The sequence below is a fragment of the Bradyrhizobium sp. USDA 4452 genome (genome assembly GCF_054063575.1).
Window position 1 is genome coordinate 2332796 of sequence record NZ_JBSSGK010000001.1, and the last position, 14332, is coordinate 2347127.

Annotated in this window: 14 protein-coding genes; 7 read left to right on the top strand and 7 right to left on the bottom strand. The window is 65.0% G+C overall.

Annotation, left to right across the window (positions count from 1 at the left end; genetic code table 11):
- Positions 1-118: 118 nt before the first annotated feature.
- Complete coding sequence (locus tag ACVISU_RS11160; RefSeq protein ID WP_456706980.1) at positions 119-1561, top strand: helix-turn-helix domain-containing protein; 1443 nt, start codon at positions 119-121, stop codon at positions 1559-1561.
- 3 nt (positions 1562-1564) lie between these two features.
- On the opposite strand, the gene ACVISU_RS11165 is transcribed toward ACVISU_RS11160, so the two are convergent.
- From ACVISU_RS11165 to ACVISU_RS11180, 4 genes are all read right to left on the bottom strand, one after another.
- The gene (locus ACVISU_RS11165) at positions 1565-1822 is read right to left on the bottom strand and encodes a hypothetical protein (protein WP_063695703.1); all 258 of its coding nucleotides are present in this window, start codon (positions 1820-1822) and stop codon (positions 1565-1567) included.
- Between the two features lie 218 nt (positions 1823-2040).
- Positions 2041-2472, bottom strand: coding sequence for a hypothetical protein (locus ACVISU_RS11170; RefSeq protein WP_456706981.1), 432 nt, complete (start codon positions 2470-2472; stop codon positions 2041-2043).
- A 61-nt stretch (positions 2473-2533) separates the two neighbouring features.
- Positions 2534-3334, bottom strand: coding sequence for a S1 family peptidase (locus ACVISU_RS11175; RefSeq protein WP_456706982.1), 801 nt, complete (start codon positions 3332-3334; stop codon positions 2534-2536).
- A gap of 464 nt (positions 3335-3798) precedes the next feature.
- Positions 3799-4134: a GYD domain-containing protein gene (locus tag ACVISU_RS11180; RefSeq protein WP_050403992.1), complete on the bottom strand. Its 336-nt coding sequence runs from the start codon at positions 4132-4134 to the stop codon at positions 3799-3801.
- Between the two features lie 432 nt (positions 4135-4566).
- On the opposite strand from ACVISU_RS11180, the gene ACVISU_RS11185 reads away from it, so the two are divergent.
- Both ACVISU_RS11185 and ACVISU_RS11190 read left to right on the top strand, forming a co-directional pair.
- Complete coding sequence (locus tag ACVISU_RS11185; protein WP_050403993.1) at positions 4567-4938, top strand: cupin domain-containing protein; 372 nt, start codon at positions 4567-4569, stop codon at positions 4936-4938.
- Positions 4939-5174: 236 nt separating this feature from the next.
- Positions 5175-6125, top strand: a complete 951-nt coding sequence (locus tag ACVISU_RS11190) for an aldo/keto reductase (RefSeq protein ID WP_050403994.1) — start codon at positions 5175-5177, stop codon at positions 6123-6125.
- Between the two features lie 268 nt (positions 6126-6393).
- On the opposite strand, the gene htpX is transcribed toward ACVISU_RS11190, so the two are convergent.
- A complete protein-coding gene (gene htpX / locus ACVISU_RS11195; protein WP_456706983.1) occupies positions 6394-7326 on the bottom strand; it encodes a zinc metalloprotease HtpX in 933 nt (310 codons plus the stop codon).
- A 151-nt stretch (positions 7327-7477) separates the two neighbouring features.
- Positions 7478-9130 carry an ATP-binding protein gene (locus tag ACVISU_RS11200; RefSeq protein ID WP_050403996.1) on the bottom strand — a complete coding sequence of 551 codons (1653 nt, stop codon included), beginning with the start codon at positions 9128-9130 and terminating at the stop codon, positions 7478-7480.
- A gap of 183 nt (positions 9131-9313) precedes the next feature.
- On the opposite strand from ACVISU_RS11200, the gene ACVISU_RS11205 reads away from it, so the two are divergent.
- From ACVISU_RS11205 to ACVISU_RS11220, 4 genes are all read left to right on the top strand, one after another.
- A complete protein-coding gene (locus ACVISU_RS11205; protein ID WP_456706984.1) occupies positions 9314-10660 on the top strand; it encodes a lytic murein transglycosylase in 1347 nt (448 codons plus the stop codon).
- Positions 10661-11016: 356 nt separating this feature from the next.
- The gene (locus ACVISU_RS11210) at positions 11017-11520 is read left to right on the top strand and encodes a DUF1993 domain-containing protein (RefSeq protein WP_050400642.1); all 504 of its coding nucleotides are present in this window, start codon (positions 11017-11019) and stop codon (positions 11518-11520) included.
- A 107-nt stretch (positions 11521-11627) separates the two neighbouring features.
- Positions 11628-12482: an SDR family NAD(P)-dependent oxidoreductase gene (locus tag ACVISU_RS11215; protein ID WP_456706985.1), complete on the top strand. Its 855-nt coding sequence runs from the start codon at positions 11628-11630 to the stop codon at positions 12480-12482.
- Between the two features lie 86 nt (positions 12483-12568).
- Complete coding sequence (locus ACVISU_RS11220; RefSeq protein ID WP_456706986.1) at positions 12569-13672, top strand: alkene reductase; 1104 nt, start codon at positions 12569-12571, stop codon at positions 13670-13672.
- Positions 13673-13817: 145 nt separating this feature from the next.
- On the opposite strand, the gene ACVISU_RS11225 is transcribed toward ACVISU_RS11220, so the two are convergent.
- Complete coding sequence (locus ACVISU_RS11225) at positions 13818-14291, bottom strand: MarR family winged helix-turn-helix transcriptional regulator (RefSeq protein WP_456706987.1); 474 nt, start codon at positions 14289-14291, stop codon at positions 13818-13820.
- Between the last annotated feature and the right edge of the window lie 41 nt (positions 14292-14332).

A 14332-nucleotide genomic window follows, 5' to 3' on the forward strand; every position in this document is an offset into this window, starting at 1 on the left:
CGAAAACGGGAAGTTCGTACAGATGGCTTGTCTTTTATTTGTGATGTCATGTAACATCTGAACTTGTAATAAATGTCGATTTGTAAATTTTGTCACAATACGGGTCAGGAAGGCTGCCATGCCGGGCGAGTCCGGAAAGAAGCTGTTCGTCGGTCCGCGGTTCCGGCGAATCCGTCAGCAATTGGGGCTGTCGCAGACCCAGATCGCCGAGGGACTCGGCATCTCGCCGTCCTACATCAACCTGATCGAGCGCAACCAGCGCCCGGTGACCGCGCAAATCCTGTTGCGACTGGCCGAGACCTACGACCTCGATCTGCGCGACCTCGCCACCGCCGACGAGGACCGCTTCTTCGCCGAACTCAACGAGATCTTCTCCGATCCCTTGTTCCGCCAGATCGATCTGCCGAAGCAGGAGCTGCGCGACCTCGCCGAGCTCTGCCCCGGCGTGACGCATGCGTTGCAGCGGCTCTATGCCGCCTATACCGAGGCGCGCCGCGGCGAGACGCTGGTCGCCGCGCAGATGGCTGATCGCGAAGGCTCGCAGTTCGACGCCAACCCGATCGAGCGGGTGCGCGACCTGATCGAGGCCAACCGCAATTATTTTCCGGAGCTCGAGACCGCGGCGGAGAGTTTGCGCGACGAGCTCAGCGTGCCGACCGAAGGCCTGTTCACGGCGCTCGCCACGCGGTTGCGGGAAAAGCATTCGATCGTCGCCCGCGTCATGCCGGTCGACGTGATGCGCGAGACGCTGCGCCGTTTCGACCGCCATCGCCGGCAGATCCTGATCTCCGAACTGGTCGACAGTGCCGGACGCAGCTTCCAGCTCGCGCTGCAGATCGGCTTCGTCGAATGCGGCGCTGCGATCGACGCCATCGTCAGCCGCGCCGGCCCGCTCGACGACACCGCGCGCCGGCTGTACCGCATCACGCTCGCCAATTATTTCGCGGCGGCCGCGATGATGCCCTACCAGGCGTTTCACTCCGCGGCCGAAGCCTTGAGCTACGACGTCCACGTGCTGGCGCAGCGCTTCAATGCCGGCTTCGAGCAGGTCTGCCACCGCCTCACTACGCTGCAGCGGCCGAACGCGCGCGGCGTGCCATTCTTCCTGCTGCGGGTCGACAACGCCGGCAACGTGTCGAAGCGGTTTTCCTCCGGCACCTTCCCGTTCTCCAAATTCGGCGGCACCTGCCCGCTCTGGAACGTGCATTCGACCTTCGACATGCCCGACCGCCTGCTCAGCCAGGTGATCGAGCTGCCGGACGGCACGCGCTATTTCTCGATCGCGCAGACGGTGCGGCGGCCGGTGGCGCCCTATCCGCAGCCGCAGCCGCGCTTTGCGATCGGGCTCGGCTGCGAAATCCGTCATGCGGCCAAGCTCGTCTATGCGACCGGCATGGATTTGGAGAAGGTCGAGGGCACGCCGATCGGCGTCAACTGCCGGCTCTGCGAGCGCGAGAATTGCAGCCAGCGCGCCGAGCCGCCGATCACGCGCACCCTGATCCTGGACGAGACCACGCGGCGGGTGTCGTCGTTCGCGTTCTCCAATGCGCGGGAGCTGTAAAGATCAATCCACCGCGGCGAACGCCTTGCACCAGCCGTCCTTGCTGATGGCGCCGTCCACCACCTTGCAGCCGTCGGGCGCGACGAACAGCGTGCACAGGCCGCAGGAGTAGATGCCGTTCGGCGTGTCCTGGTATTCCGCCTGAGGTTTTGTCATTTTGTCGGAGGCTGCGGCAGGTCGCGGCAGAAGTGCCGCGGGAATTGCTGCGATGGCAACGGCGATGAACGCGCGTCGCGAACGTTCAGACGGTTGTTTGGCCATGGTGTTCACCCCATGCGTCGTCCCGGCGGAAGCAAGGACCGATACGTCGCGGCAGGCATTGTAAACGGAACTCGCCGTTACGGCACTCCCACGTCATTCCGGGGCGCGCCCTAGGCGCGAACCCGGAATCGATCATGCCGCACAACGCGCGGATCAATGGATTCCGGGCTCTCGCTTCGCGAGCCCCGGAATGACGAGGAAAAGCCCAAGTGAACAGCTCAGGGTTTGCGCAGGTTGAGCGAGAAGCGCAGGTTGAGCGGCTGCAACATTTCCGGCGGTGGCGCCTCGCCGACATTGCCGCGCTTCAGGATGGTGCGCAGATCCTCGGTGGCACCGGCATCATTGAACGCGGGAAACGTGACGCGCTCGACGGTGCCATCCGGGTTGAGCCAGGCCCGCACCACGAGCGTCGGCGGCGGCCCGTTCTCCTTGCCGGAATGCTCGATGACCCAGTTCCGGAAGCGATTGGCAACCGTCTCATCGGCGGCGATCCACTCCTCGAACCGGTATTTGACCAGCTTGGCAAACTGGGCCCATGACGGCGGCGCCTGTTCGGGATTGCGAAAATTGGCGTCCTGAGCGTGGCCCGGCGCTGGGGACAGGATCAAGAGGCCGAACGAGAGCACGAGCGTGCCCCGCAAGATGAGCATGGTTCTCGACAAGGGTTGACCGCGGACAGCCGGCTGACAGGACAACGCAGCAACTAGTCGCTCATTGTTGCAGGCATGTGACGCGCGCCGAGATGCTGGCGGCGCGATGCGCGCGGGACGCAGTGCCGCTCATCTGCGGCCGGTCGTCTTCCTGGAAGCGCACACCATGCGCGCCAAGAAAGGATTTGGCGTGCGCGGCATCCACCGCCAGCACGCGATCGATCGTGGTCCTGCGGCTTACCACGCCTTCGACGAGGCCGCGGGAATCCAGCACCGGCGCTCCGCTGGTGCCGAAGGTGACATTCGAGCGCAGCACGAGGTGCTCGGGATCGCGCAGCGTGGCGTCGACGAACGCATTGCCGAGCGACCCGCCATGCGCCAGCATCAGCTTCAGGCGCTCATAGGCCTCGGCAAACACCATGTCGTTGGCGGCGGACGTGCTCACGCGCGGGAACACCGCTGCGAGACCCAGCGTGCGGGGCACCTTGATCAATGCAATGTCGCTCGCGGCAAGCGCCACCACGCGCGCTGCAATAGACCTGCCCTCCTTGCTGACGATGATGCGGGCGCAGTCTACGACCGCATGCCGCGCGGTCAGCATATGTCCGAGGTCGTCGACAAAGAAGGCGGTGCCGTCGAGTCGCTGGCTGACGGCTGGCGGGCCGGTGACGTCACGCGCCAGCGGCTTCGCCGCTTCGATCTGTCGCGCCGGTTGAAATGGGGAGAATGGCACCTGAGCCGCAGCCCCGTCCGGCGTAATGCCATTGAAAGCCCAGCCGATCGCGATACTGCAGGCCAGCCGGACAATGCGGACAAGCAATTTCGCGCGCGCCGTCGGAGCCGCGCCCAGGATCGAAACCAAGTGATGCCCCCCTCAAACCCCAACCCGCCCTTCAACGTCGTCACGCAAATCGCTTGCAGGCAATGTCTGTACATACACCGTACTCAAGGATGGATGAAGACCCGCCGAACGAGACGTGCGCGAGAACGCTTCGAGCAAAAGACAGTCGGTCGATGCATCGAAACGTGAAACGATGACTTTCCATGATTGCCCTCGTGAGCGGTGGTGGCGCGGGTGCCGGAATCGCCGCGCCGAGGACATATCGAACGAGGGCGGCGGACGTCGTGCGACGGCACAGCCGGCCGGGGCTATGCGAGCCAGCATGCGCGCGCGACGTCCGCCCGAGCGACTACCCGCCGTTGACCGCGCCCCGGATCAGCGGCGCGGAACGGCCCTCGCCTCCGCGCGGGACGCTGCGAAGCGCCGCCGCGCGAGAGTGACAGCGGTGGTCAGATCATTCTGCGTCGTTTTTGATCGCCCGCCCGTTAGCTACCGGGCGGCGAATAGGCAGCCTTGAGCTTGCCCGCGTGCTGACGCACCACCTTGATCTCGTCCTGCGTGAACAGCCGGACCAGCTTCACGTTCTGCATGGCACCGGCCGCCACGACAACGCCGGCAATGGCAGGTGCCACGTTCGGATCCGGCACGTCGAAGATCACCATCACGCCGGGGCCGTCAATCGCCGTACTGTACATCGAAATCAATTTGCCGCCGCCCGACTCGATCAGCTTCTTGGCGGCCTCGTAGCGATTGGTCGCGGGGTTTTCCAGAATGTTGTTGATAGAACGCGGGGTGTATTCACCTGAGAAGCAGAAGTGCATGGCAATCGCTCCATTTGGCTGAACATGAAAACAGACAGTCACCCGGGCGTGACCCAGGCAGAAGGTTTTTCGTACTGAAAATTGAGACCGTAAGGCCTGCCGATGGCCATGAGCGCTGCCGCTCATTCTCCGGATTTCGGCGTAACCGGTGGCAGCTCGCTCCGCAATCTACACCAAATGACAGGCAAATGAAATTGCGTTTCGCGGCTTCGGAAAAATCACCCTGTCATAACCGACCGTGAAGGGCAGCCCGCCTGACCTGACGGGCGAGCGAACACGGCCGGATGTCTCGGAGGGCGGCGCCTAACGCATGCAGCACGACGCCTCGGCGGACAAGACGCACCAGGTCTCGTGGCGATAAACGTCCTGTGGTAAGTGTCACCCGCGCTCATTGCCGAGCGTGTAGCCCGATTGAACTAGGAGTTTTCAGACATGACTTTCCGTGCATTTGGCTTTTCAATTGTTGGATTGTTCGCGGCGGTCTCCGCGACGGCGGCTGCGGACGCTCCGCCGAGCTATCAAGGCGATCCCGACACCTACAAGGTCATCTTCGAGGATCAGAATTTCCGCGTCATCGCCGCGACCTGGAAGAAGGGAACGACGGACAAGCCGCATTCCCACCCGGTGCCCTTCGTGGTCTATCCGCTGACCGACTGCACCATTCGCCTGCACAATGCCGACGGCACCACACGGGACAGCCCCAGCAAGGTGGGCACGCCGTTTGCCGGACCGATCGTGGTCTCCCATACCGCCGAGAACATCAGCGGCGACGACTGCAAGGCGATATTCGTCGAGCGCAAGTAGCCAACGAGGTCTGCGCGGTCATCCATCGGCAACCCGACCATGGAGTGCTGACGGATTCGGTGACAAATGACACGCAACGTTGCTCACCAGGCTGGCGAGCAGCGTTGCGGCTTGCGACTGGCTCTGGTCGCAACCGCCCGGAAACAGCAGCGCAATCCGCAGCCAGCGCCTTGCAATCAAGGCCGATCTGCCTCAGTCTCCCGCGCCTCCCGTTAAGAACAAGAGAAAGAACACGCATGAAGCATCGCGCGCTCGGCCGCTCCGGCCTCACCGTCCCTCCCCTCTGCTTCGGCTGCAATGTGTTCGGCTGGACGGTGGACGAGGCTGCGTCCTTCCGGCTGCTCGATACCGTGCTGGAACATGGACTGACGTTCCTCGATACGGCCGACGTCTATTCGCGCTGGGTGCCGGGTCATCACGGCGGCGAGTCCGAGACGATCATCGGCAAATGGATGAAGGCGCGCGGCAACCGCAACCGCATCATCCTCGCCACCAAGGTCGGCATGGACATGGGCGGCGGCAATATCGGGCTGAAGCCGGACTACATCGCCCGCGCCGTCGAGGACTCGCTGCGCCGGCTGCAGACCGACCGCATCGACCTCTACCAGTCCCACAAGGATGATGAGACGACACCGCAGGAAGAGACGCTCGCGGCCTACGACAGACTGATCAAGGCCGGCAAGGTCAGGGCGATCGGCGCCTCGAATTTTTCGGCCGAGCGGCTCAAGAGCGCGCTGGATATTTCCAAGGCGAATGGGCTGCCACGCTATGAGAGCATGCAGCCCGAATACAGCTTGGCAGAGCGGTCGAGCTATGAGGGCGCGCTGCAACGCGTCTGTGTCGAGAATGACGTCGGCGTGATCACGTTCTTCTCCCTCGCCGCCGGATTCCTGACCGGCAAATACCGCTCGGAGAGCGACTTCGCCAAGAGCCCACGCGGCACGCGCAGCATTCCCAAATACATGAATCCGCGCGGCATGCGCATCCTCGCCGGCCTCGACGAGGTCGCCGCGGAGACCGGCGCCGAGCCGGCCGCGGTCGCGCTGGCCTGGCTGATGGCGAAGCCCGGCATCACCGCACCGATCGCCAGCGCCACCAAGCCCGAGCAGGTCGCAACGCTGGTCGCGGCGGCGAAGCTCGAGCTGAGCAAGGCGCAGGTCGAGCGGCTGGACGCAGCGAGCGCGTAGCGGTGCTGCGCTTCACCTCGCCCCGCGTGCGGGGAGAGGCATAGGCCGCCTTTGGCGGCCGTTCTCAAGAACGCCGAAGCGGAGCTTCGGTTATGACGCATCGTTAGATGCGTTTCCAGGTGAGGGGGAGCCTCCGCAAATACAGCTGTCACCGAATTCGCGGAGACAGCCCCTCATCCCAACCTCTAAGAGCGAGCTTCGCTCGTCTCGACCCGGTAAGAACGGGGCGAGGGAGCACGTCGCCTTTGCGGCCGCTACTCACCCCGCCCTAACCCCACGGCCCGCGCTGGCCCGAGGCACCGCCCCATGGGCTACGCGGCGGGTAGCCCGCGCCGGCGGGGCGCGGCGCGGTCTGGGTGCCGAGCTCGGCGGCGAGCTGCTGCAGCGCGGCGATCCGGTTCGCGGTCGAGGGATGGGTGGCGAACAGATTGTCGACGCCGTGGCCCGACAGTGGGTTGATGATGAACATGTGCGCGGTGGCAGGATTGCGCTCGGCTTCCATGTTCGGCACCTGATGCGCGGCATTCTCGATCCTGGCGAGCGCGGACGCCAGCCACATCGGCTGGCCGACGATCCGCGCGCCATAATTGTCGGCGGCGTATTCGCGGGTGCGGCTGATCGCCATCTGCACCAGCATGGCGCCGAGCGGCGCCAGGATCATCATCGCGATCGAGCCGACGATGCCGGGCCCGTTGTTGTTGCGGTTGCCGCCGAAGAACATGCCGAACTGCGCGAGCATCGAGATCGCGCCGGCGATCGTCGCCGTGATCGTCATGGTCAGCGTGTCGTGATGCTTGATATGCGCGAGCTCGTGCGCGATCACGCCGGCGAGCTCCTCGCGGCTGAGCTGCTGCATCAAGCCCGTGGTGACGGCAACCGCGGCGTTCTCCGGGTTGCGGCCGGTCGCGAACGCGTTCGGCTGCGCCTCGTCCATCACGAACACGCGCGGCATCGGCAGGCCGGCGCGCTGCGCGAGCTCGGCGACGAGATTGTAGAGGTCCGGCGCCGAACGCGCATCGACCTGATGGGCGCCGTACATCGACAGCACCATGCGATCGGAGTTCCAGTAGGTGAACAGATTTGTCGCAGCAGCAACGATCAGCGCGATCACGGCGCCGGTGCCGCCGCCGATCAGATAGCCGACCCCCATGAACAGCGCAGTGAGACCGGCAAGCAGGAGCGCGGTGCGGAAATAATTCATCGTTGTTCCCTCACGGCGAGCGGAATGCTGCCACAACTGACGCCGCTGAGGTAGGGATTTTGCGGCCGAAGCCGCAAGGGGAAGGCGTGCGTCGCAGCGACGCGGCGGGGATTAACGATTGGTCATCTGCAGAGGCAATCGGTAGCCCTCGTTACTCCGCCGGCTCCTGGGCGCGCGCGGTCTCCTCCTCGCGCAGCGCGACACGCAGCATCCGGGCGAGCTGGGCGCGGCTGTAGGGCTTTGCCAGGAACAGGATGCCCTGCTCGAGCTTGCCGTCCTGGTCGATGGCGTTCTCGGTGTAGCCCGACGTGAACAGCACGCGCAGCCCGGGGCGCCGTTTCTGCGCCTCGGTGGCAAGGTCGCGTCCGTTCATCGCGCCGGGCATGATGACGTCGGTGAACAACAGATCGACCGGCGCGCCGCTGTCGAGCACGGCGAGCGCCTCGCCGCCATTGTTGGCCGACAACGTCGTGTAGCCGAGGCTCTCGATCTGGGTCAGTACGTAGGAGCGCACCAATCTGTCGTCCTCGACGACGAGCACGATCTCCTGCGCGCCGCGTGCCTCTGGCTGCCGCCGCTCGGGTACGGCGGCCGGCGAGAGCTCCGCCGCGCGCGGCAGATAGAGCATGACCCTGGTGCCGCGCCCGACCTCGCTGTCGAGCGCGATGTGGCCGTTGGACTGCTTGACGAAGCCGTAGACCATGGAAAGCCCGAGGCCGGTGCCCTTACCGACGTCCTTGGTGGTGAAGAACGGCTCGAACACTTTTGCCAGATCGGGTTCCGCGATACCCTGGCCATTGTCGATCAGAGCGATCGCGACATAGTCGCCGGCAGCGAGCCCGTCATGGCCGTGCACGTCTGATGGCTTGAGCTCGGCCGTGCGGGTCTCGATCCGCAGCCGGCCGCCCTTCGGCATCGCGTCGCGCGCATTCAGCGCGAGATTGATGATCGCGGTGACGAGCTGGTTGGAATCGACCAGCGCGCGCGGCAGATCGGGCATCGGCCGGAAATCGATATCGACATGGTCGCCGATCGTCGGCCGCAGCAGCTCGATGGTGTCGACCATCAACGCATTGACGTCGACGTCGCTCGGCTGCAGCGGCTGCTTGCGCGCGAAGGCGAGCAGATGCCGCGTCAGCGACGCGCCGCGCTCGGCCGCATCGCGGATCAGACTGGTGATCTCGGTGAGCTGGCGATTATGGGTGACCGCCTCGGCCAGGATATCGATGGTGCCGGTGATGACGGTGAGGATGTTGTTGAAGTCGTGCGCGATGCCGCCGGTGAGCTGGCCGACCGCTTCCATCTTCTGCGCCTGGCGGATCTTGCTCTCATTGACCTCGGCCTCGCGGAAACGCTCGAGCAGGACTTCCGAGCGCTGGCGCTGCCGGCCCTCCTCGGCGAGCGCGACATGCGCCTCGCGCAGCTGTGCCTCGGTCGGGATCGCGAGCATTCTCGGGATCAGCGGCCAGAGCAGCACCGCGGTGAAGATCGAGGCGACGGCGGTGAGCGCCTTGACTATTCCTTCGAGACCGTAGATCGGCACCCACAGCGTGTAGATCGAGAACACATGCGTGAGGCCACAGGCGAGGATGAAGGCAGCGAACGGCCAGGCCATCCAGCCGAACTGGAAGTCGCGCCGCTTGGAGACGAGGATCGCCAGCGCAAACGGGATCGAGAAATACGAAGCGGCAATGATCGCGTCTGAAATCACGTGCAGCCAGATCAGCTCCGGCTCCCACAACAGGCAGATGCCGTGTGGCGAAAACGTCGACGAATCCAACAGACGCTCGAGAAAACTCCACATGGGTCCCTCCGGGCGTGATCGATCCGCTAACACCCCTGCCCGCGAATCATCTGCCGATCATAGCGGCGACGACTCACTCTGCCGAAGCCCAATTGGTCAAACGGGGGCGCCCCCGTTGTTGTCCGGTGTCGCCCTGGTGTATGCAGGGCAGGTCTTATGCCCCTATTCAAGCCGGTGATATCGATGCCAGCATCTTCCCCCCGCGCCCCGATCGTGATCGCTGTGTTTGCGGCAGCGCTGGCGCTCTCGACGACCGCCCTGGCGCAGCAGCTGCTGCCCAATTCCGCTGGGCCGGCCCCGGCCAGGGCGCGGCCGGCCGCGGTGGCATCGCCGAGGGCTGCGTCCTGCCATAATGGGCAGAGCTTCGATCGCTTCCTCACCGATCTGAAGCAGAAGGCGGTCGCTGCCGGCGTCTCGCAGCGCACGATCGCCGAGGCCGCGCCTTACCTGGTTTACGACCAGGGTATTGTCAACCGCGACCGCGGCCAGCGCGTGTTCGGGCAGATCTTCACCCAATTCGCCGGCCGCATGGCCGCGAACTACCGAATGCAGCAGGGCCAGCAATACATCCGGACCTATGCGGCCGCGTTCGCGCGCGCCGAGAAGGAGTATGGCGTGCCGCCGGCGGTGATCGCCGCGTTCTGGGGACTGGAGAGCGATTTCGGCGCCCAGATGGGCAATCTGCCGACGTTGAAATCGCTGGTGTCGCTGGCCTATGATTGCCGCCGCTCGGAGATGTTCCAAAGCGAGACCATCGCGGCGCTGAAGATCATCGAGCGCGGCGACCTCTCGCCCGACGAGATGATCGGCTCATGGGCCGGCGAGCTCGGTCAGACGCAATTCTTGCCAACGCACTACTTCAACTATGCGGTCGACTATGACGGCGACGGCCATCGCAACCTGCTCGCCGGCGGCCCCGACGTGATCGGCTCGACCGCGAACTACATCGCCAACGGATTGAAATGGCGGCGCGGCGAGCCGTGGCTGCAGGAGGTGCGCGTGCCGCAGGCCGCGAACTTTCCTTGGGACCAGGCCGACCTCACCATCAAGCTGCCGCGCTCGAAATGGGCAGCGCTCGGCGTCACCTTGACCGACGGCAAGGAGCTGCCGAATGACGAGATGCCGGCCTCGCTGCTGCTGCCGATGGGCCGGATGGGTCCGGCGTTCCTCGCCTACCCCAACTTCGCGGCGTATACCGAGTGGAATAACTCGCTGATCTACTCGACCACCGCCGGCTATCTCGCCGGCCGCATCGCTGGCGCACCGCCGATGCAGCGGCCGCATGCGCCGGTGACGCAACTGCCGTTCGGCGAGATCAAGGAGCTGCAGTCGCTGCTGGCGCGCGCCGGCTACGACGTCGGCAAGATCGACGGCGTGCTCGGCCAGGCGAGCCGCAGCGCGATCAAGGCAATGCAGATGAAATACGGCCTGCCGGCGGATTCCTGGCCGACCGCGGAGCTGCTGGCGCGGATGCGCGGCGGTGGCCGCACCCAGCCGGCCGCGGATGCCGCGGCGCCGGGGATGCGGTAGTCTCGCCGCCTATTTTCCGTAGCCCGGATGCAGCGAAGCGAAATCCGGGACGGTCCCTCCGCGGATGCAGGCCCCGATTACGCTACGCTCCATCCGGGCTACGCAGCCTCGTGTCCGTCACCCTGCGGTGCGAGCGCAGCGAGCCGCGAAGGGTCGACGGCGGCCTCTGACCGGGCCGTACATCCTTCGAGGCTCGCAAGGGCTCGCCCCTCAGGATGACGGATCAACATCCGGCTCCGTGGGAAATATTTGACCAAGTGCTAAAGCTCCCCGCAGTTGTATTCTTCCCTTCGCGGCCCCACTTGCAGCATCGCCGTTCGGTAACATCCGGATTTCATCAGAACAGGGAGCATCACATGTCCTTTCATGACGCCGTCGTCCCGGCCTATTTGCAGATCCTCAACAGCCTCAGCGGCGAGCTGACCAAGGCCGAAGCGCATTGCGAAGCGAAGAAGATCGCACCCGAGGTGCTGCTGGGATCGCGGCTCTACCCGGACATGCTGCCGCTGACAAAGCAGGTCCAGCTGGTCTGCGATCACGCCGCACGCGGCTGCGCGCGACTGACCCATAGCGAGGTGCCGTCGACGCCCGACACCGAGAAGAGCTTCGGCGAACTGAAGCAGCGGCTGGCGAAGACGATCGACTACGTGAAGTCGTTCAAGCCCGAGCAGTTCGACGGCGGCGACACCAAGGACGTCACCTTCCCGATCGGCCCCGATCGCACCATGACCTTGAAGGGCCAGCAATTCGTCAGCGCCTTCTCGTTCCCGAACTTCTATTTCCACGCCGTCACCGCGCACGGCATCCTGCGCCACAACGGCGTCGAGGTCGGCAAGCGCGATTTCCTCGGCGTCAGCTGACGCGATATTCCCCGCGGCGGGATTTCCCGCTTCGGTGCGACAAGTCGCGTCACACGCACAGCCATGCTACTGCTCCCTGACAACAACAAGACGTCAGGGAGCACGCCATGTCGACCCACGCACCGAAAGCCATCGATCCGTCCGCCTCGCTGCACGCGGAATCGCTCGGGCTGGCCAAGAACCACGGCCGCCTGGCCGGACGACGCATCATCGTGGTCGGGGCCGGACAGCGCACAACCGTGGACGAAGCGCCGCCGATCGGCAACGGCCGCGCGATGAGCGTGCTGTTCGCGCGCGAGGGCGCCGCGGTCGCGTGCCTCGACGTTAACAAGGACGCCGCCGACGACACCGTCGCGCAGATCACGAGCGAAGGCGGCAAGGCCTTCACCGATGTGGTCGATGTCTCCGAGGTCGCGGCGATCGCGCCGGCGGTCGAACGTTGCGCCGAGAGGCTCGGCGGGCTCGACGGGCTGGCGCTGAATGTCGGCATTTCCTCCGGCCTGTCGCTGCCCAAGATGACGGCGGAAGCCTGGGACCGCGATTACGCCGTCAACGTGCGCAGCCACATGCTGTTCGCGCAGAAGGCGCTCGAGGTGATGGCGCCGGGCGGCGCGATCATCCTGATCTCCTCGATGGCGAGCCAGCGCGCCGGGGGCCGCAACCCGGCCTATGAATCCTCCAAGGCGGCGCAGATCGCGCTGGGACGGGCGATCGCGCGGGCCGGCGAGGACAAGGGCATTCGCTGCAACGTGATCGCGCCCGGCTTCATGGACACGCCGATGGGCCGCGATGCCAGCCGCAGGCGGTCGGACCGCGCCCTGACGGTGCCTTTCGGCCGCCAGGGCACCGGCTGGGAGGTCGCCTATGCTGCGCTGTTCCTGATTTCGAACGAATCCTCCTACGTGAACGCACACACCTTGTTCCTCGATGCCGGCCACATGGGCGGAATTGTGCGCGGCTAGTCTGCAAACTGCGAATAGCCCGGCCATTGCGCTTCTCGCCGCAATGCACAACTCTCCCCCATCCGTCATTTCCTGGAACATTCCTCATGAGCCAAACGACCAAACTCTTCGAGCCCTTCAAGCTTGGCGCAGCGACACTGCCGAACCGCCTGGCGATGGCGCCGCTGACGCGAAATCGCGCTGTGCCGCCGAGCTTCGTCCCGGGCCCGCTCGCAGCGGAATATTACAGCCAGCGCGCCTCTGCCGGCTTGCTGATCACCGAAGCGAGCCAGGTTTCGCAGCAGGGCCAAGGCTACCAGGACACGCCCGGCATCTATTCGAAGGAGCAGGTCGAAGGCTGGCGCAAGGTGACCGATCGCGTGCATGAGCGCGGCGGCCATATCTACATCCAGCTCTGGCATGTCGGCCGCATCTCGCACGTCACGTTGCAGCCGAACGGCGGCGCGCCGGTGGCGCCGAGCGCAATCCGCGCCAAGACCAAGACCTTCGTCAACGGCACCTTCGCCGACGTCTCCGAGCCCCGCGCCCTCGAACTGTCGGAGATCCCCGGGATCATCGACGACTTCAAGCGCGCCACCGCCAATGCGCTGGCTGCCGGCTTCGACGGCGTCGAGATCCACGGCGCCAACGGCTATCTGCTCGACCAATTCGCCAAGGACGGCACCAACAAGCGCACGGATGCCTATGGCGGCTCGATCGAGAACCGGGCCAGATTGATGTTGGAGGTCTCCAAGGCTGTCGTCAGCGAAGCCGGCGGCGACCGTACCGGCATCCGCATCTCGCCGGTGACCCCGGCGAACGACGTTTCCGACTCGAATCCGCAACCGCTGTTCGATTACATCGTCGACAATCTCAATGCGCTGAAGCTGGTCTATATCCACGTCATCGAGGGCGCGACCGGCGGCCCGCGCGACATTGCGCCGTTCGATTACGCATCGCTGCGCAAGCGCTTCAAGCAGGCCTATATCGCCAACAACGGCTACGACTTCGCGCTGGCGGAGAAGGTGCTGGAGGCCGGTGCCGCCGACCTGATCGCGTTCGGCAAGCCGTTCATCTCCAATCCCGATCTGGTCGAGCGGCTCAAGGCCGGCGCCCCGCTCAACGAGTGGGACAAGGCGACCTTCTACGGCGGCGGCGCCAAGGGCTACACGGATTATCCGACGCTCAAGGCGACCGAAGCGGCGGAGTAACACGGGTCCGCTCCTCTCCACATCGTCATTCCGGGATGCGCCGCCGGGCGCAGACCCGGAATGACGAAAGAGGAGTGCTGGAATTGCGACAAGAGAAACGAGGCCGGGTGCAATCCCGGCCTTTGCTCATTGTGCGGTCGGATTTTCATGCCTCGACGGCCTCGCCGCTCTCCACCTCCTCTGCGACCATGCGGTCGAGGTTTCGATTGAGCCGCCGCAGCAGGTCGAGCAGGGTTGCGGCTTCGGCCGCGCTGAATCCGGCCAGCGCCTCGTCCTGATTGCGATGCAACGCCTTGCGTGCGGCCGGCAGTTTGGCCTTTGCCGCCTTGGTCAGCGAGACCAGCTGGCTGCGGCCGTCACCCGGCATCGGCGTGCGCTGGATGAGGCCATCGCGCTCCATCCGCGCCAATATCTGCGCCATTGACGGCTGCTCGACCTTCGCCGCGCGGGCGAGATCGCGCTGTGACATCGCCTTGCCGTCACGCAACAGATAGATCACCGGCAATTGCCCGATGCTGAAGCCGTGCGGCTTGACGCGCCGCTCGCCGAGCCTGAGGAAGCTGCGCGAGGCCATGTTGACCAGCGGCGCCGGACGATCGAACAGGTCCCAGTCGGTCACGATCCCACCATTTACATAGGTACCTATTCATATTAGATAGG

What these genes read in the sequence shown, in the direction of transcription:
- ACVISU_RS11205 (WP_456706984.1), top strand. Translation starts at nt 9,314, where the DNA reads ATGCCAGCATCTTCCCCCCGCGCCCCGATCGTGATCGCTGTGTTTGCG.
- ACVISU_RS11180 (WP_050403992.1), bottom strand. Translation starts at nt 4,134, where the DNA reads ATGCACTTCTGCTTCTCAGGTGAATACACCCCGCGTTCTATCAACAAC.
- ACVISU_RS11165 (WP_063695703.1), bottom strand. Translation starts at nt 1,822, where the DNA reads ATGGCCAAACAACCGTCTGAACGTTCGCGACGCGCGTTCATCGCCGTT.
- ACVISU_RS11210 (WP_050400642.1), top strand. Translation starts at nt 11,017, where the DNA reads ATGTCCTTTCATGACGCCGTCGTCCCGGCCTATTTGCAGATCCTCAAC.
- ACVISU_RS11200 (WP_050403996.1), bottom strand. Translation starts at nt 9,130, where the DNA reads ATGTGGAGTTTTCTCGAGCGTCTGTTGGATTCGTCGACGTTTTCGCCA.
- ACVISU_RS11190 (WP_050403994.1), top strand. Translation starts at nt 5,175, where the DNA reads ATGAAGCATCGCGCGCTCGGCCGCTCCGGCCTCACCGTCCCTCCCCTC.
- htpX (WP_456706983.1), bottom strand. Translation starts at nt 7,326, where the DNA reads ATGAATTATTTCCGCACCGCGCTCCTGCTTGCCGGTCTCACTGCGCTG.
- ACVISU_RS11170 (WP_456706981.1), bottom strand. Translation starts at nt 2,472, where the DNA reads ATGCTCATCTTGCGGGGCACGCTCGTGCTCTCGTTCGGCCTCTTGATC.
- ACVISU_RS11160 (WP_456706980.1), top strand. Translation starts at nt 119, where the DNA reads ATGCCGGGCGAGTCCGGAAAGAAGCTGTTCGTCGGTCCGCGGTTCCGG.
- ACVISU_RS11215 (WP_456706985.1), top strand. Translation starts at nt 11,628, where the DNA reads ATGTCGACCCACGCACCGAAAGCCATCGATCCGTCCGCCTCGCTGCAC.
- ACVISU_RS11220 (WP_456706986.1), top strand. Translation starts at nt 12,569, where the DNA reads ATGAGCCAAACGACCAAACTCTTCGAGCCCTTCAAGCTTGGCGCAGCG.
- ACVISU_RS11185 (WP_050403993.1), top strand. Translation starts at nt 4,567, where the DNA reads ATGACTTTCCGTGCATTTGGCTTTTCAATTGTTGGATTGTTCGCGGCG.